Here is a 16,284-nt window from a genome sequence, read left to right as displayed (position 1 = left end):
CGCCGCCGATGCGGAAGGTCGCGCCTTTCGCGCGATCACTCAACCGAAATCTCGATGACGTAAGGTCGTCCAGTCGCCCGCGCGCGCCCAAGCGCGTCCGCCAAGCCGCCGGTGCCGGAAATCCGCTCGGCGGCAATGCCGTACGCTTCGGCCAATTTGCAGAAATCCGGCGGTGCCGGGGAGACGCCGACCGGCTCGACGCCGACGTCGAGCATCGAGGTTTCGATCTCGCGGTAGCCACGATTGTTCCAGACGGCGAAGATCACCGGCGCCGCCGCGTCGAGCGCGGCGCCCAGTTCCGGCAGGGTGAACTGGAAGCCGCCGTCGCCGGTGAGGCAAACGACCGGTGCCTCAGGCCTGGCAAGGACGGCACCGATCGCCGCCGGCGGGCCATAGCCAAGCGCGCCGAAGCCGGTGGCGGCGTTGAACCAGCCGCCCGGCCGGTCGTGATCGTAATAGAGGTTAGCGGCGTAGACCGGCTGGGTCGAATCGCCGACGATGATCGCGCCAGGCAGCGCATCGCGGATCGTCTCGACGGCGCGCAATTGCGCCTGCATAGCCGGGCCGATCTCGGCAAAGGCCGCTTGCCGCGTCGCGGCGGCGCGAGCGGCGCCGTCGACCGATTGCGCCTGGCCCGTGCCGAGTTCGGCACGCAGCGCCTCGAGCGCTGCACCGCAATCGGCCTGGATCGAAATCCGAGCCGGCCGGCGGGCAAGCTGGTCGGCGCCGATGTCGATGCGGATCAGATTGGCAGGCAGGACAAAACCGCCGTTGCCATAGCCATCATAGTCGGTCGGACCGAATTCGGTGCCAGCGGCAATGACCAGGTCGGCGCCGGCCATCAGCGCACGCACCGCCTTCAGGCTGGGGCTGGCCGGCACGCCAAGCGGATGGCGATAGAGCAGGCCGCGCGCATTGGCAGTCTGGACGACCGGCGCTCCCAACCTCTCGGCCAGGCGCTGCAACGGCGCTTCGGCAGCTTTGGCGCCGCCGCCGGCAAGGATAAGCGGCCGGCGGGCAGACGCGCATAGCCTTGCCGCCTCGGCAATCGCCGCTACATCCGGCTCGGGCGGCGCTGAATTCCGCAGCAGCGGCACGATGCCGTTGGCCGGCATGGTCATGACATCGGTCGGGATCTCAATATGCACGGGACCCGGACGCGAGGATGAGAACAGCGCAAAGGCGCGGGCGAGCACGCCGGGCAGTTCGCCGGCCTCGGTGACACGGTGCGAAAACAGCGCCACCTTCTCCATCATGCCGCGCTGGTCCGGCAGTTCATGCAGATGGCCAAGGCCTTTGCCCAGCGTCGGCGTGGCGTTGACGCCCGAGATCACCAGCATCGGCACCGAATCGGCGCGCGCCTGACCCATGGCGGTGATGGTGTTGGTCAGCCCCGGCCCGGTGATGACGAAGGCGATACCCGGCCTGCCGCTGGCGCGCGCATAGCCGTCAGCCATGAAGCCGGCGCCCTGCTCGTGGCGCGGCGTGACGTGACGGATCTTCGATCGCGCAAGCCCGCGATAGAGCTCGACCGTGTGTACGCCGGGAATGCCGAAGACGGTGTCGACGCCGTGCGCTTCGAGCAAGGTGATGAGCGCTTCGCCGATGGTCGTCATTGTCTTAACACCGGGCGCGTGAGGCAGGTAGGGCCGCCCTCGCAGGCAATGCACAGCGCATCGGCCTCGAATGTCGAGACCGTACAGCCGGCGGCTTGCATGGCAGCCGCCGTCTTCGGAAAACCGGCAACGGCGATAACCTGGCGCGGCGCGGTCGGCAGCACGTTGAGGCTGAGCCCATTCGAGGCGAAGAATTCGTCGGCGTCGCCCTCGACCAGCCGAATGGCGCGTTCGCGCAGCATCTGGTGGAAGGCGACCGGCAGGAGGGGCGCATAGACCAGCGCCAGATCGTCTGCGAGCGGGCTGATCACCGACATCAGGTGCAGGCAGGCCTCCTCGCCTTGCCAGAGCGGCAGGTCGAAGCCATAGACCTGGATGCCCTTGGGCGAAAGCAGGTTGGAGAGCTGCTGGATGCCGTGCTGATTGGTGCGCACGCCGCGGCCGATGGCCAGCGTGTTTGCATCCACCCACACGCAGTCGCCGCCCTCGACCTGGCCGGGAGCCTCGATTCGGCCGAGGACGGGGATGCCCATGCGCCCATAGGCTGCCTCGTGGAGGCTGGGCTCGGGCCGGCGCAGCGCCTTGCCCATGGCAAGGATGACCGCGCCATGATCGGTCATCAGCGAGGGATCGTGGGTAAAAACCGAATCGGCAAGCCCGTCGTCGGCGTCACTCAGCCATTCGATCTCAGCGCCTGAGGCCGAAATCAGCCTGGCCAGCGCATCATGCTGGACCGCCGCTTTTTGCGAATTGAAGCCGGGGCCATAGTGCCACTCCAGCGCTTCGGCCCGACGCATGGCGCCGGCAGCGGAGCGCATCAGCACGCGCTGCAGCGTCCCGGCCATCGACTGCGACCCGTATGCTTTGCCCACTAAATTCTCCTGAAACGCGCCCCTCCTGCCAATAGCCACTCGGCAGGCGGTGATCAATGGTCCAAAAACTGCGGTTGACGGAGACAAGCGGAACGGTCCATCTTGAGAATCGGAACGCTGTCCAGTGACGGGTAATGGGTAAAAAATTCCAGCAAGGACTGCCTCGGCTGCTCCGCGGGGCACCGCGACGATGACAGCGCCGGCCACCGCCCTGAAGCATACGGCGCAGAACGGCGCTGCCGAAGCCATCCACGTCGAGAACCTGCACAAGAATTTCGGCAAGCTGCATGTATTGAAGGGCGTTTCGCTGTCGGCGCGCGATGGCGAGGTGATCGCCATCGTTGGCGGAAGCGGCTCGGGCAAATCGACGCTGCTGCGCTGCATCAACTGCCTGGAGAACCCGACCAGCGGCATTATCCGGGTCAATGGCGAAGAGATAAAGCTGAAGGCCGACAGCTACGGCCACACCGTGCCCGCAGACCGCAAGCAGATCGAACGCATCCGCTCCAAGCTTGGCATGGTCTTCCAGAACTTCAATCTGTGGAGCCACATGACGTTGATCGAGAACGTCATCGAGGTTCCCGTGCATGTGCTCGGCGTCAAGCGCGATGTGGCGATCGGCGAGGCGGAAAAATTGCTCGCCCGCGTTGGCCTGGCCGAAAAACGCGACGTCTATCCTGCCTATCTGTCGGGCGGCCAACAGCAGCGCGCCGCGATCGCCAGGGCGCTGGCCATCAATCCGCGCGTCATGCTGTTCGATGAGCCGACTTCGGCGCTCGACCCGGAACTCGTCGGCGAGGTGCTGAAGGTGATCGGCGACCTGGCGCGCGAAGGCCGCACCATGGTGCTGGTCACCCATGAGATGAAGTTTGCCCGCGAGGTCGCGACGCATGTCGTCTACCTCCACAATGGGCTGGTCGAGGAAGAAGGGCCGCCGGAACAGATCTTCGGCGCACCAAAATCCGAAAGGCTGAAGCAGTTCATCCGCAACATCAGTTAAACCGTGGGCGGACGAAAACCGGGAACAACAACAAACTGGGAGTCATGACGATGAAGATTATTCTCAAGACCTTTGCGGCAGCGCTGCTGCTTGGCGTTGCCGCCGTGGGCGTGGCCAAGGCCGATCCGGTCAAGATCGGTGTCGCTGCCGAGCCCTATCCGCCGTTCACCTCGCCGGATGCTTCCGGCAAATGGGTCGGTTGGGAAATCGAATTTATCGACGCTGTCTGCACCGAAGAGAAGCTCGACTGCGTCATCACGCCGGTCGCCTGGGACGGCATCATCCCGGCGTTGACGACCAAGAAGATCGACGTCATCGCCAGCTCGATGTCGATCACCGACGAACGCAAGAAGACGATCGACTTCTCCGACAAATATTACAACACCCCGACTGCGATCATCGGGCCGAAGGACCAGAAGTTCGGCTCGACACCGGAGGACCTCAAGGGCAAGATCATCGGCGTCCAGGTCTCGACCGTACACGCCGACTACGCCAAGAAGCACTTCGCTGACGCGGCGGAAATCAAGGAATACCAGACCCAGGACGAGGCCAACCAGGATCTTGCCGCCGGCCGGGTCGACGCGGTGCAGGCCGATTCCATCGCCCTCGACGCCTTCCTGAAATCGGACCAGGGCAAGCAATGCTGCGATCTGAAAGGCATGGTCGCGCCGGATCTGGCCATTCTCGGACCCGGCGTCGGCGCCGGCGTCCGCAAGGAAGACACCGAGTTGAAGGAAAAGATCAACGCCGGTATCAAGGCCATCCGCGCCAACGGCAAATATGACGAGATTTCGAAGAAGTACTTCGACTTTGATATTTACGGCTCCGACACGCAGTCGAACTGACGGCCGCATCCATGAGCGATTAACCACGCGGCCCCGATAGAGCCGCGTGGTTGGTCGAAATCCATCGACGCGAGCTTCCGCGGGCGGAAATCGCCGGCGGTTTTAGCGCCAGCAATTCGAGGGCGACGCTGATCGACGCATTTGTTCCGGCTTGGGCCGCCTCTGCCATCGCGCTTCTCTCGCCCGTGCCGCCGGGCTGGGGTGGAACGCTCATCGTCGGGCTGCTCCATACGATCGAGATTGCGGTCGGCGCCACCTGTCTCGGCCTTTTGATCGGCATCGGCGGCGCCTCCGGCAAGCTGTATGGTGGTCCGGTGGTGCGCGATCTCCTGGCAGTCTATACAACCGTCGTGCGCGCCGTGCCGGAGCTGGTGCTGATCCTTCTGCTCTATTACGCCGGCACCGACCTGATCAATCAGATGCTGACGGCAACGGGCTATCAGCGTATGGACATTAGCGGGCTGGCGGCCGGCATTGCCGTGCTCGGCTTCGTCCAGGGCGCCTATTCGACCGAGGTGATCCGCGGCGCGATCCTCGCCATTCCGCAGGGCCAGATCGAAGCCGCGCGCGCCTATGGCATGTCTCCCGGCCTGCTGCTGCGGCGCATCACGCTGCCGGCGATGCTGCCGTTCGCCATACCCGGCCTTGCCAATCTCTGGCTGATCGCCACCAAGGACACAGCCCTGCTGGCGGTCGTCGGCTTTTTCGAGCTGACATTGGCGACACGGCAGGCGGCCGGCGTGACCAAAGCCTATCTGACATTCTTTATCGCCGCCGGCGCGATCTACCTTCTGTTGACGCTGGTTTCGAACCTGATCATCGGCCGCATCGAGACATGGGCCCGCCGCGGCATGCCGTCGCTCAAGGAGGCCCGGTGATGGCTGGCCCGGCGATGACTGGCGAAGCGGCCGTCGAGATAGCCGCACGCGCTTCGCTGTGGCTGAAGCCGCATCGTATCGCGCTGATCCTGATCGCGCTGGGGCTGGTTTTGGCGGCGGCCGTCTTCATGCGCTGGGACTGGCTGCCGAAATATTACGGGATGGGATTGCTCGGCATCTGGCGCGCGCTGTGGATTCTTGCCGTCACCTGCACGCTGGGCTTCCTGCTCGCCATGCCGCTCGGACTGGCACAAGCCGCAGGCTCTTTCTGGTTCGCGGCGCCCGCCAAGGCCTTCTGCACGGTCATCAGGGGAACGCCGCTGCTGCTGCAGCTCTGGTTGCTCTATTACGGGCTGGGCTCGCTGTTTCCACAATATCCATGGATTCGCGAGTCCTGGATGTGGCCCTATCTGAGGCAGGCATGGCCCTATGGCGTGCTCGGGCTGACGCTGTCCTTCGCCGGCTATGAGGGCGAGGTGATGCGAGGCGCTTTTGCCGGCGTACCGAAAGGCCAATTGGAAGCCGCCCGCGCCTTCGGCATGAGCCGCTGGAGGATTTTCCGGCGAATCTGGCTGCCGCAGGCCTTCTACCGCGCGCTGCCGACACTGACGGGCGAAATCGTGCTGCAGCTGAAATCGACGCCGCTGGTGGCGACCATCAGCGTGATCGACATATTCGCCGTCTCTTCAAAGGTGCGTCAGGATACCTACCTCACCTATGAACCCTTGCTGCTCCTGGCGTTGATCTATATGGCGATCACCGGCATCCTCGTCTTCACCCTGGGCAAGATCGAGGCGCGGATTCCGAACAAGATCGGTTAGCGAATAGGGAGTAGTGAATAGCGAATAGTTTTGCTGATTTCCCTACTCGCTACTCCCTATTCGCTACTCGCTGAAATTTCAGGGCAGCTACGATGCAACTCAGTCTCGACCAGGCGACAGGGCTGTGCCGGATGGCCGCACTTGGCGCTGGCGCCAACGAAGAGGCCGCGCAGTCGCTGGCTGCCTCGATCGTCGCGGCCGAGGCGGAAGGACTGTCGACCGTTGGGCTGTCGCACTTCATCGATTATCTCGAAGCGCTGGAAGCCGGCCGCATCGACGGCAACGCCGATCCGGTGATCACCAGGCCGGCGCTCGCGGTCTATCTCTCCGATGCGCGCGGCGGACTGGCGCATACCGGTTTCGACCGCACGATCGATGAACTCGCCAAGGCGGCGCGGCTGTTCGGCGTCGCGATTTTTTCGCAGAAGAATGCCTATACGTGCGGCGCGCTCGGCTATTTCACCGGACGGCTGGCCGCGCAGGGATTGGTGTCGTTCGCCGCCACCAACGGCCCGGCCGTGCTTGCCGGCTCGGGCTCGGTCAAGCCGGTCTACTGCACCAACCCGATGTCCTTTGCGGCACCCGCCGCGGACGGGGCGGCGCTGGTCATCGACCAGTCGTCGAGCGCCACCGCCTTCGTCAACATCCGCAAGGCGGCCGAGGACGGCAAGAAGATCCCCGAAGGCTGGGCACTGGATGCGAGCGGCAATCCGACCACGGACCCGGCAGCTGCAATGAAGGGCGCCATGCTTGCCTTCGGCGGCCAGCGCGGCGCCAACATCGCGCTGATGGTCGAGGTGCTGGCTGCGGGCCTGTCGGGCGCCAACTGGTCGCTCGATGCGCCATGGTTCAGCGGCGGGCCGGACAGTCCGGGGACCGGCCTGTTCGTGCTTGCCGTCGAGCCCAAGCTGCTCGATCCGGACTTCGAAAAGCGGATGAAGGATCAACTCGACCGGCTGCGGCGGCGCTATGGCGTGCATGTGCCGGGGCGTGCCCGGGCCGAGGCCGCGGAGAAGGCGGCGGCGCGCGGCATAAGCGCGCCGAAAGCCGTGGTGCAGCGCATTTCCGAATTCGCCGCCCGCTATTCGTCCTGAAGAAATTCGTTTGTCCGATGAGCGGCTGAGAACGCCGGCCGATCCGGCAGCGCGAGCCTACTTCCCGCAATAATGATCGTTGATGACGTTCGCCGCATTCGCGTCCGGCCCTACCCTGTTGTAGGAGCAGGGTTCGGCGGCCGTCGTGAACAGGTGGTTGTCATAGTAGCGCGGGCCACCGAACAGAATGTCGATGATGTTGCCGTTGGCCGGAACGTAGCGTTCGGGTTGAGCTTGGTGGTGATGCCGGTTTGCCCCGAATGCCGAGGCACCAATGCTGCAGCCTGTTGCGAAAGCCAGAGCGAAGATCGCAACGCGTTTTGTCGTCATCGGCAATATCCTCCATTCGGAATCAAACCATACATCCTAAAATCGCCGGCCGGAACAAAGGTTCCTGTCCCGAATGGAGTTACCTAAAGCCCGGCGTCGGCGGGTTTTCTGCCGTTTCCAACGGATACTGGAAATCATGCTTCAACAATGCCGGGCGACCGATGGTCACCCTTTGCCTTTGGCGCGAAACCGACTATGAAACGGCTTCAACCAAGCCATCTGGATAGCCGCCGGAGCCAGCCATGACCGAAATCCTGCAGACCCCAAAGCTCGTGGTCGTGTTCGGCGGCTCCGGGTTTGTCGGTCGTCATGTCGTGCGGGCGCTGGCCAAGCGCGGCTACCGCATCCGGGTTGCCTGCCGTCGGCCCGATCTCGCCGGCCACCTGCAGCCGCTCGGCAATGTCGGGCAGATCCAGCCGGTGCAGGCCAATGTCCGGGTGCGCTGGTCGGTCGACCGCGCCGTGCAAGGCGCGGACCATGTCGTCAATCTGGTTGCGATCGCGCATGAGGCCGGCCGGCAGAAATTCACTGCCGTCCACGAATTCGGCGCGCGCGCTGTCGCTGAAGCGGCGCGCGCCGTCGGCGCCGGCCTCACCCACATCTCGGCGCTGGGAGCGGATCTCCACGCGCAATCGGACTACGCGCGTACCAAGGCGCTCGGCGAAAAGGCCGTTCTGGAGACGGTCCAAGACGCCGTGATCTTGCGGCCATCGATCAATTTCGGGCCAGAGGACGGTTTCTTCAACCGCTTTGCCAACATGGCCCGCTTTTCCCCGGTGCTGCCGCTGATCGGCGGCGGGCAGACGAAATTCCAGCCGGTCTATGTCGGCGACGTCGCCGAAGCGGTGGCGCATTCGGTCGACGGCAAGGTCCAGGGCGGCCGGATATATGAACTCGGCGGGCCGCAAGTGCTTACCTTCAAGGAATGCATGCAACAGCTGCTTATCATCATCGAACGCAAGCGGTTTTTGCTGCCCGTGCCATGGTGGCTGGCGAACCTCCAGGCATCAATTCTCGGGCTGTTGCCCAATCCGTTGTTGACCAAGGACCAGGTCCTGCTGTTGCGCCAGCACAATGTCGTGTCGGAAGCCGCCGTCAAGGACAACCGGACGCTCGCCGGCCTCGGGATCCAGCCACGGTCGATCGGAACCATCCTGCCCAGCTATCTCTGGCGCTACCGCGCCGCCGGCCAGTTCCAACGCAAGTCCGCCGCATAATACGAACGGACGTCCGGTTGCCTACGAGGCGCGCCGGGTGACCTGCATCGGCAGGCCGCCTTGCGGCTGCGTCGTCAGCTTCTGCACCGGCCAGGGGCGGGTTTCCGCGGTGGCGTCGAAACGGTAGCGCGACAGCATGATCGCCAACGCGATGATTGCCTCCTGCATGGCGAAGCTGGCGCCGATGCAGACGCGGGGGCCGGCGCCGAACGGCAAATACTGGAAACGATCGATCTTTTCGCGGTTTCCCGGATGGAAGCGTTCCGGCATGAAAGCGTCCGGCCGGTCCCACAATTTCCGATGGCGGTGGACGACCCACGGCATCACCAGCACCGCAGCACGTCGCGGTATGTAGAGGCCGTTCCAGGTTTCGGGCTCGATCGGTTCGCGGTTGATCGACGGCGCCGGCGGATAGAGCCTGAGCGCCTCGTCGAAGGCGGCGCGGGTGAGCGGCATGGCGTCGAGCCATTTCGTCGGGTCGGGCTCACGCGCCAACACCGCATCGATCTCGTGCTCGATCTTTTCGCGCTCCCACGGCGCTTCGGCAAGGCAGTAGAGCGTCCAGCCGAGCGCCCTGGCCGTAGTCTCGTGGCCGGCACCGATGAAGGTGATGATGTTGTCCTCGACCTCGGCCCGGGTCAGCCCGCCCGGTCCCTCCGCCTTCAACAGCAGCGTGAGAAAATCCTGCGGCACGGTGTCCGGAGCGCGCCTCAGCCGCGCCTCGCGCATCTGCACCGTGTCGGTAACGATCTTGCGGAAGTAGGCCATGGTCTTGCGGCCGCGGATGCGGGTCAGGCGCGGCAGCCAGTCGGGCGCACGCAAAAGGTCGAGCGGATCGACCCGGCCCATCGTCTCGAACAGGCGATCGATCTCCTTGGCGAAGCTACCGGGCTCGCCCGATATCTCGCCCGAAAACAGCGTCTCGGCCAGGATATCGAAGGTGAGCAGCGTCATGTCGTGAGCGATATCCGACGTGCCACCTTGCTCGTAACGGGTGACGAATTCGAGCGTGCGTTTCAGCATCGGCTCGGCGAAGCCGAAGATGTGGCGCGGCGTGAACACCGGCGCCATCGCCTTGCGCGAACGCCGCCACACTTCGCCCTCGGCGGTCAGCAGCCCGTCGCGCAAGATCGGCCGCAGGATCAACTGGCGCACCGTGGCCATCTTGTAGTTCTTGGCGTTGTCGACAAGCACATGGCGGATGAGGCCGGGATCGTTGGCGATGACCAGCGGTCCCCCGACGCCGTTCACCGAAATCCAGGGCTCGTTGTAGGTCGCCTCACCCCACAGTTCGAGCGGATTGCGGTAGACGATGCGGATCATCTCCAGCGTTGAAGGCGGCGCGGTGCGCGGCTTCGGCGCCGGCGGGACGAAGGGGACGGGCTGACTGTCCATGGCTTGCTCCGCTGACACCTCAATGTAGTGGCGGGCAAGGCAGGCGTCCATGTGACCGGACGACAAGGTGATGCATCCGCTCTCTGGAATGTGACCCGGGCACCGGAAAGTGCCTGCTTGCTGTGTCCGGCTGCGTGTCTTAGGTGGCAGCACCACAGATGTCAGAACCGGCGGGAGCCTGCCTTGAAGCACCAGTTGAACGTCATCATCGGCAGCACGCGGCCGGGCCGCGCCGGGCCGGTTTTCGCAAATTGGCTGGAGAGCTTTGCGCGCGAGCACGGGAAATTCGAGCCGGTGCTCACCGACATCGCCGCCTTCAACTTGCCGGTGCTGGACGAGCCGCATCATCCGAGACTCGCCAAATACGAAAACAGCCACACGAAAGCGTGGTCGAAGGCAATCGACGCCGCCGACGCATTCGTCTTCGTAGCGCCGGAATACAATTATTTCACCGCTCCCGCGATCGTCAACGCGGTCGACTACCTGCTCAGGGAATGGCGATACAAGCCGGCCGCCATCCTCAGCTACGGCGGTGTCTCCGGCGGTTTGCGAGCGGCGCAGGCGGTCAAACCGTTGCTGACCGCCGTCGGTGTCATGCCGATTCCGGAAGGCGTGGCGCTGCCGATGTACCAGAAGCTGCTCGACGAGACCGGCGCCTTCCTGCCCAGCGAGCAGGTGCTCGGCGGGGCCAGGACCATGCTGGACGAGCTGTTCCGCTGGAGCGAAGCGCTGAGGCCAATGCGCGCCAGCTAACAACGCGAACGGCCGAACTGGCCGATGCCAAAACTTGCTCATGCCATAAAGAGATGGAATGCTCCGGCAAATGACCGGGCCGGGGCGGTTCGATTTGCGTTTTCTGTTTGCCTTGCTGCTGATCCTCTCGACGGCCTCCGCTGCAATGGCGGAACGGCGCGCTGCGCTGGTCATCGCCGAGAACGACTACCGGCTGATCCGGCCGCTCGCCAATCCCGTCAATGACGGCGAGATCATGGAAACGGTGCTGAGGAAGCTCGGTTTCGAGGTCTTCCTCGAAACCAACCGCGACCTGCGGCGCATGCGCCGGGCGCTTGACGATTTCCGCGAGGATGCCAAAGGCGCCGACGTGGCACTGGTGTTCTTCTCCGGCCACGGCGTCGAGATAGCCGGCGAGAATCGGCTCCTGCCGGTCGATGCAGACGCGTCGTCGCTCGCTACGCTGGAACGGACCAGCCTGCCGCTGGAGGAGATCCGCGCGACCGTCGCCGCCACCAGCAAGGTCGGACTGATCGTGCTCGATGCCTGCCGCAGCGATCCGTTTGCGGCTACGGGCGGCGAAGGCCGCGGCGCAACGGCGCTGGTAAAAGAGGTCAGCGACAAGGTCCGGCCGGGTCTTGGCCGCATCGGGCGGGCAGAAAACATCCTGTTTGCCTTCTCGGCGGCGCCCGGCGAGACCGCCGTGGATGGGACCGGCCAGAATTCGCCGTTCACCGCGGCGTTGACGAAATATCTCGGCACCGAAGGTCTCGAGATCCGCTCCGTGCTGACGCTCGTGCAGCAGGAGGTCTACGACCTCTCGCGCGGTAAGCAATTGCCCTATGTCGAGAGCGGCCTGCCGCAGCTGTTCTTTGCCGCCTCGGCCAAGGAGAAATTGCCGGAACGCGAACGCCTGTTGCTGGCCATGGCCGAGGTGACGCCTCAGATGCGCGGCGAAGTGGAGAAGATCGCCAGCGACGCCGACATGCCGCTGGCACCGCTCTATGGCGCGTTGATCAGTTCCGATGCCGGCCACCTCTCCGCGGACAGTCTGAACGCCAGGCTGCGTGAGGCAGCCGACGCCTTCGTCAAGGTGCGGAGCGAAATGCAGACGCTTGGATCCGACGATCTCAGAGTGTCGGCGTTGCGCCGGCAGGCCGAAGAGCAGCTTTCGCTGGGAGCGTTCGATGCGGCGCGGAAAAAGCTCGCCGAGGCAGCCGAGATCGACAGTGTCTCTCGCAACGCTTTGAAGGCCAATTTCGTCAGCCGCACGCTCTCCGAGGCCGCAACGCGCTATTTGTCCGGCGGGGCGGCGCGCGCCGACCTCGACTACGCCACAGCCATCAAGGACTATGAGTCCGTGCTCGCGCTTTATGGCGAAGCCGGACAGGTGGTGCTGTCGCTCGACGATGCCGACCGCTTGATCCGCACGCTGGACGAGCTCGGCAAGCTCTATACCACGATCGGCAATATCGATGCGGCCGGCCGCGCGTTCGAGGCGCTGCAAGCCGATCTTGAGCGGCGGTCGCATCATGAAACCGATCCCAACGTGAAGCGCGACTTCGCCGTCAGCCACGTCAAGCTCGGCAACGTGCGGATTGCGCAAGGCAATCTGCCGACAGCGCTGCAGAATTATGAGACGGCCAAGACCATTCTGCAGGGCCTGACCGAGGCAGAACCGGCTAATCTGGAGTGGTTCGGCGACCTCGCCATGGCCGACGACAAGATCGGCAACGTATTGGCGACGCAAGGCGATCTGGCCGGCGCCGCAGAGGTCTACCAGGAAAGCCTGTCGATCAAGAAGCAGCTCGCCGCCGGAGAGCCGGACCGTGCCGAACTGCAGCGCGACCTGACCATCACCTACGATGAGATCGGTCACCTTGCCCATATCGCAGGCCAACTGGACAACGCACAGGCGGCCTATGAAGAGAGCCTGAAGGTGCGGCTGGCGCTGGCGGCGGACAAACCGGGAGACGCCGACCGGCAGCGTGACGTCTCGGTCAGCCACGATACGATAGGCGACCTGCTGCGCGAACGCGGCGACGCCGCCGGGGCGCTGGCGGCCTACAAGGAAGGTCTGGCGATCGTCAAGCAACTGGCGAAACGCGATCCGGACGACACCGAGTTGAAGCGCGACCTGTCGGTCGGCAACGCCAAGATCGGCAATGCGCTGAGCGACCAGCAGAATTGGCCGGCGGCACTTTCGGCTTATCGTGAGGCACTTTCGCAGGCCAGCGCGCTCGCCGCCGGCGACCCGAACAACACCGAATGGCAGCGCGACCTTTCCGTGTGCATCGAGAAAGTCGCCGGCGTCCTGGCGATACAGGGCGACCACAAAGGCGCGCTGAAAGCCTATCTGGACAGCTACGCGATTGCGCAGAGGCTGGCCAAGCTCGATCCCGCCAATTCCGACTGGCAGCGGGACTTGTCGATAACGCTGTCCGAAGTCGCCACGCTGCGCCTCAGGCAGCGCGACGTCAGGGGCGCCCGGCAAGCCCTTCAGGACAGTCTGGCCATTCGCGAGAAACTTGCCCGGTCCGATCCGGACAACGCCACCTGGCAGCGCGACCTGGTGGTCGCCTATATCGACTACGCCCAAGTCGCAAAGGACCCGAAGGCTGTGCTTTCCAAGGCGCTCGACATGACGCTCGAGCTCGACCGGAGCGGGCGGTTGGCACCGCGCCACAAGTTCATGATCAAGTTTTTACGTGAGCGGCTGGCCAGGATCGAAGCCAGGCGCCGATAGCCTGCTCACGCGATGGTCATTCCGTTCCGAAATGCCTGCAAACCTTGGAAAAACCGCCTTTTGCGCCTATATCTACGACATTAGAAATGCGCGATTCGAAGCCGATTTTTCGCGCTCTGCACACGGCATCAATCAGACAGGTTTTCATGAGCGACCAGACCGACATCGCCAACGGCGTTGAAGCCGAATACGGCGCCGATTCCATCAAGGTTTTGAAGGGCTTGGATGCCGTTCGCAAGCGGCCGGGCATGTATATCGGCGATACCGACGACGGCTCGGGCCTGCACCACATGGTCTATGAGGTGGTCGACAACGCCATCGACGAAGCACTGGCCGGCCATGCCGACCTGGTGACGGTGACGCTCAATCCGGACGGATCGGTGACGGTCATCGACAATGGCCGCGGCATTCCGACCGATATCCACACCGGCGAAGGCGTTTCAGCGGCCGAAGTGATCATGACGCAGCTGCATGCCGGCGGCAAGTTCGACCAGAACTCCTACAAGGTCTCAGGCGGCCTGCACGGCGTCGGCGTGTCGGTCGTCAACGCCCTGTCGGCCTGGCTGAAACTGAAGATCCGCCGCAACGGCCAGATCTACGAGATGAGTTTCACGCATGGCAATGCCGACGCGCCGCTGCGGATCACCGGCAGTTATGAACAAGACAAGGTCCCCGGCACCTATGAAGGGCGCAGCGGCAGCGAAATCACGTTTTTGCCGTCGTCCGAGACGTTCACCATGGTCGAATTCGACTACGGTACGCTGGAGCATCGGCTGCGCGAGCTCGCCTTCCTGAACTCCGGCGTGCGCATCGTTTTGACCGATGCCCGCCATGCCGACATCGTGCGCCATGAACTGCACTACGATGGCGGGCTGGAAGAGTTCGTCCGATATCTCGACCGGACGAAGAAGCCGTTGCTCGACAAGCCGATCTCGATCCGCGCCGAGCGCGACGGCATCACGGTCGAAGTCGCCATGTGGTGGAACGACAGCTACCACGAGAACGTGCTGGCCTTCACCAACAACATCCCGCAACGCGACGGCGGCACGCATCTGGCAGGCTTCCGCGGTGCGCTGACGCGCCAGATAACCGGTTATGGCGACTCCTCGGGCCTGACCAAGAAGGAAAAAGTGGCGCTGATCGGCGATGATTGCCGCGAAGGGCTGACCGCGGTGCTGTCGGTCAAGGTTCCCGACCCGAAATTCTCCTCGCAGACCAAGGACAAGCTGGTGTCGTCCGAGGTCCGCCCGGTGGTCGAAGGGCTTGTCAACGAAGCGCTCGGCACCTGGCTCGAGGAGCACCCGACCGAGGGCAAGGCGGTCATCGAGAAGGTCATCCAGGCCGCTGCCGCGCGCGAAGCCGCGCGCAAGGCACGCGACATCACCCGCAAGAGTTCGCTCGGCGTCACCTCGCTGCCCGGCAAGCTGGCCGATTGCCAGGAGCGCGATCCGGCGAAATCCGAGATCTTTATCGTCGAGGGCGACAGCGCCGGCGGCTCGGCCAAAGGCGGCCGTTCGCGCCAGAACCAGGCCATTCTTCCGCTGCGCGGCAAGATCCTCAATGTCGAGCGCGCCCGCTTCGACCGCATGCTCGGCTCCGACATGATCGGCACGCTGATTACCGCGCTCGGCACCTCGATCGGCAAGGACGAGTTCAACGCCGACAAGCTGCGCTACCACAAGATCATCCTGATGACCGACGCCGATGTCGACGGCGCCCACATCCGCACCTTGCTGCTGACCTTCTTCTTCCGCCAGATGCCGGAACTGATCGAACGCGGTCATCTCTACATCGCGCAGCCGCCGCTCTACAAGGTGACGCGCGGGAAGAGCTCGCAATACATCAAGGACGAAGCCGCCTTCGAGGAATTCCTGATCGGCTCCGGGCTGGAAGAAGCGTCGCTTGCGCTCAGCACAGGCGAGGTGCGGGCCGGGCAGGACCTGCGCAGTGCCATCGACGACGCCTTGGCTGTCCGCCAGCTCATCAACGGATTGCACACGCGCTATAACAGAGGCGTGGTCGAGCAGGCAGCGATTGCCGGCGCGCTCAACCCGGAGATATTCACCGACCTCCGCCGCGCCAACGAGACGGCCGAGCGTGTTGCCCGTCGTCTCGACATTATCGCCGAGGATACCGAGCGCGGCTGGATCGGCCGCATGTCGACCTCGAACGAGGGCATTGGCGGCTATGTCTTCGAGCGAACGGTGCGCAGCGTCAAGGAGTTCGCGCATCTCGACCTGGCGCTGATCAATTCCGCCGACGCACGCCAGCTCGACCGCTATGCGCCGCGCCTGGCGGAAATCTACGGCGAGCCGCCGGTGCTGCGCCGCAAGGATGTCTCGGAAACCATTTCGGGGCCGCTGGCACTGCTCAATGCCGTGTTTGCCACCGGCCGCAAGGGCTTGACCATGCAGCGCTACAAGGGCCTTGGCGAAATGAACGCCGAGCAGCTCTGGGAAACGACGCTCGACCCGAATGTGCGCTCGCTGTTACAGGTCAAGGTCAATGACGCGACTGATGCGGACAGCTTGTTTTCACGGCTGATGGGCGACGAGGTCGAGCCAAGGCGCGAATTCATCCAGGAGAACGCGCTGTCGGTTGCCAATCTGGACATCTGAGCCGCCATCCAGATACCCAGCCAGCAGGCATGAAGTGTATTGGTGCGCCTTGGCGCACCAATACGACTGCTGCAACGCAACAAAGATCACCAGGACCGCCGGAACGGAAAGGCTTTCAAG

The 16,284-nt window shown here is 64.0% G+C and carries 13 protein-coding genes; 9 read left to right on the top strand and 4 right to left on the bottom strand.

Going from position 1 to position 16,284, the window contains the following annotated elements:
- Window positions 1–35 precede the first annotated feature (35 nt).
- Window positions 36–1,616, bottom strand: coding sequence for a 5-guanidino-2-oxopentanoate decarboxylase (locus NKJ81_RS10490; RefSeq protein ID WP_352540385.1), 1,581 nt, complete (start codon window positions 1,614–1,616; stop codon window positions 36–38).
- Window positions 1,613–2,461: a dimethylarginine dimethylaminohydrolase family protein gene (locus NKJ81_RS10485; RefSeq protein ID WP_352540497.1), complete on the bottom strand. Its 849-nt coding sequence runs from the start codon at window positions 2,459–2,461 to the stop codon at window positions 1,613–1,615. Before NKJ81_RS10485 ends, NKJ81_RS10490 begins: the two co-directional genes overlap by 4 nt.
- A gap of 217 nt (window positions 2,462–2,678) precedes the next feature.
- Between NKJ81_RS10485 and NKJ81_RS10480 the strand changes: the two genes are divergently transcribed.
- The 5 genes from NKJ81_RS10480 to NKJ81_RS10460 all read left to right on the top strand — a co-directional run bounded on the left by NKJ81_RS10480 (window position 2,679) and on the right by NKJ81_RS10460 (window position 7,126).
- The gene (locus tag NKJ81_RS10480; protein WP_352540384.1) at window positions 2,679–3,488 is read left to right on the top strand and encodes an ABC transporter ATP-binding protein; all 810 of its coding nucleotides are present in this window, start codon (window positions 2,679–2,681) and stop codon (window positions 3,486–3,488) included.
- A gap of 50 nt (window positions 3,489–3,538) precedes the next feature.
- Window positions 3,539–4,333 carry a transporter substrate-binding domain-containing protein gene (locus NKJ81_RS10475; RefSeq protein WP_352540383.1) on the top strand — a complete coding sequence of 265 codons (795 nt, stop codon included), beginning with the start codon at window positions 3,539–3,541 and terminating at the stop codon, window positions 4,331–4,333.
- Window positions 4,334–4,545: 212 nt separating this feature from the next.
- Complete coding sequence (locus NKJ81_RS10470; protein ID WP_352470177.1) at window positions 4,546–5,211, top strand: ABC transporter permease; 666 nt, start codon at window positions 4,546–4,548, stop codon at window positions 5,209–5,211.
- A gap of 14 nt (window positions 5,212–5,225) precedes the next feature.
- A complete protein-coding gene (locus NKJ81_RS10465; protein ID WP_352470176.1) occupies window positions 5,226–6,032 on the top strand; it encodes an ABC transporter permease in 807 nt (268 codons plus the stop codon).
- 92 nt (window positions 6,033–6,124) lie between these two features.
- On the top strand, window positions 6,125–7,126 hold the full coding sequence (locus NKJ81_RS10460) for an Ldh family oxidoreductase (RefSeq protein WP_352540382.1): 1,002 nt from the start codon (window positions 6,125–6,127) through the stop codon (window positions 7,124–7,126).
- Window positions 7,127–7,183: 57 nt separating this feature from the next.
- Here NKJ81_RS10460 and NKJ81_RS10455 read toward each other — a convergent pair whose 3' ends face one another.
- Window positions 7,184–7,456: a hypothetical protein gene (locus NKJ81_RS10455; protein ID WP_352540381.1), complete on the bottom strand. Its 273-nt coding sequence runs from the start codon at window positions 7,454–7,456 to the stop codon at window positions 7,184–7,186.
- Between the two features lie 242 nt (window positions 7,457–7,698).
- Here NKJ81_RS10455 and NKJ81_RS10450 point away from each other — a divergent pair, with 242 nt between their 5' ends.
- The gene (locus tag NKJ81_RS10450) at window positions 7,699–8,673 is read left to right on the top strand and encodes a complex I NDUFA9 subunit family protein (RefSeq protein WP_352501121.1); all 975 of its coding nucleotides are present in this window, start codon (window positions 7,699–7,701) and stop codon (window positions 8,671–8,673) included.
- A gap of 21 nt (window positions 8,674–8,694) precedes the next feature.
- On the opposite strand, the gene NKJ81_RS10445 is transcribed toward NKJ81_RS10450, so the two are convergent.
- On the bottom strand, window positions 8,695–10,068 hold the full coding sequence (locus tag NKJ81_RS10445; protein ID WP_352469893.1) for a cytochrome P450: 1,374 nt from the start codon (window positions 10,066–10,068) through the stop codon (window positions 8,695–8,697).
- A 183-nt stretch (window positions 10,069–10,251) separates the two neighbouring features.
- Between NKJ81_RS10445 and NKJ81_RS10440 the strand changes: the two genes are divergently transcribed.
- The 3 genes from NKJ81_RS10440 (at window position 10,252) to gyrB (ending at window position 16,164) form a co-directional block, all read left to right on the top strand.
- A complete protein-coding gene (locus tag NKJ81_RS10440; RefSeq protein ID WP_352469892.1) occupies window positions 10,252–10,821 on the top strand; it encodes an NADPH-dependent FMN reductase in 570 nt (189 codons plus the stop codon).
- A gap of 58 nt (window positions 10,822–10,879) precedes the next feature.
- On the top strand, window positions 10,880–13,546 hold the full coding sequence (locus NKJ81_RS10435; protein ID WP_352469891.1) for a caspase family protein: 2,667 nt from the start codon (window positions 10,880–10,882) through the stop codon (window positions 13,544–13,546).
- Between the two features lie 146 nt (window positions 13,547–13,692).
- The gene (gyrB, locus tag NKJ81_RS10430; protein WP_352540380.1) at window positions 13,693–16,164 is read left to right on the top strand and encodes a DNA topoisomerase (ATP-hydrolyzing) subunit B; all 2,472 of its coding nucleotides are present in this window, start codon (window positions 13,693–13,695) and stop codon (window positions 16,162–16,164) included.
- Window positions 16,165–16,284: the final 120 nt, after the last annotated feature.

This window comes from Mesorhizobium sp. M0018, from assembly GCF_040323955.1.
Lineage (GTDB): Bacteria > Pseudomonadota > Alphaproteobacteria > Rhizobiales > Rhizobiaceae > Mesorhizobium.
This window is presented reverse-complemented; position numbering and strand designations above follow the sequence as displayed.

Excerpts from the sequence above, each read along its gene's own strand:
- NKJ81_RS10490 (WP_352540385.1), bottom strand. The coding sequence starts at position 1,616 with ATGACGACCATCGGCGAAGCGCTCATCACCTTGCTCGAAGCGCACGGC.
- NKJ81_RS10485 (WP_352540497.1), bottom strand. The coding sequence starts at position 2,461 with ATGGCCGGGACGCTGCAGCGCGTGCTGATGCGCTCCGCTGCCGGCGCC.
- NKJ81_RS10480 (WP_352540384.1), top strand. The coding sequence starts at position 2,679 with ATGACAGCGCCGGCCACCGCCCTGAAGCATACGGCGCAGAACGGCGCT.
- NKJ81_RS10475 (WP_352540383.1), top strand. The coding sequence starts at position 3,539 with ATGAAGATTATTCTCAAGACCTTTGCGGCAGCGCTGCTGCTTGGCGTT.
- NKJ81_RS10465 (WP_352470176.1), top strand. The coding sequence starts at position 5,226 with ATGACTGGCGAAGCGGCCGTCGAGATAGCCGCACGCGCTTCGCTGTGG.
- NKJ81_RS10460 (WP_352540382.1), top strand. The coding sequence starts at position 6,125 with ATGCAACTCAGTCTCGACCAGGCGACAGGGCTGTGCCGGATGGCCGCA.
- NKJ81_RS10455 (WP_352540381.1), bottom strand. The coding sequence starts at position 7,456 with ATGACGACAAAACGCGTTGCGATCTTCGCTCTGGCTTTCGCAACAGGC.
- NKJ81_RS10450 (WP_352501121.1), top strand. The coding sequence starts at position 7,699 with ATGACCGAAATCCTGCAGACCCCAAAGCTCGTGGTCGTGTTCGGCGGC.
- NKJ81_RS10445 (WP_352469893.1), bottom strand. The coding sequence starts at position 10,068 with ATGGACAGTCAGCCCGTCCCCTTCGTCCCGCCGGCGCCGAAGCCGCGC.
- NKJ81_RS10435 (WP_352469891.1), top strand. The coding sequence starts at position 10,880 with ATGCTCCGGCAAATGACCGGGCCGGGGCGGTTCGATTTGCGTTTTCTG.
- gyrB (WP_352540380.1), top strand. The coding sequence starts at position 13,693 with ATGAGCGACCAGACCGACATCGCCAACGGCGTTGAAGCCGAATACGGC.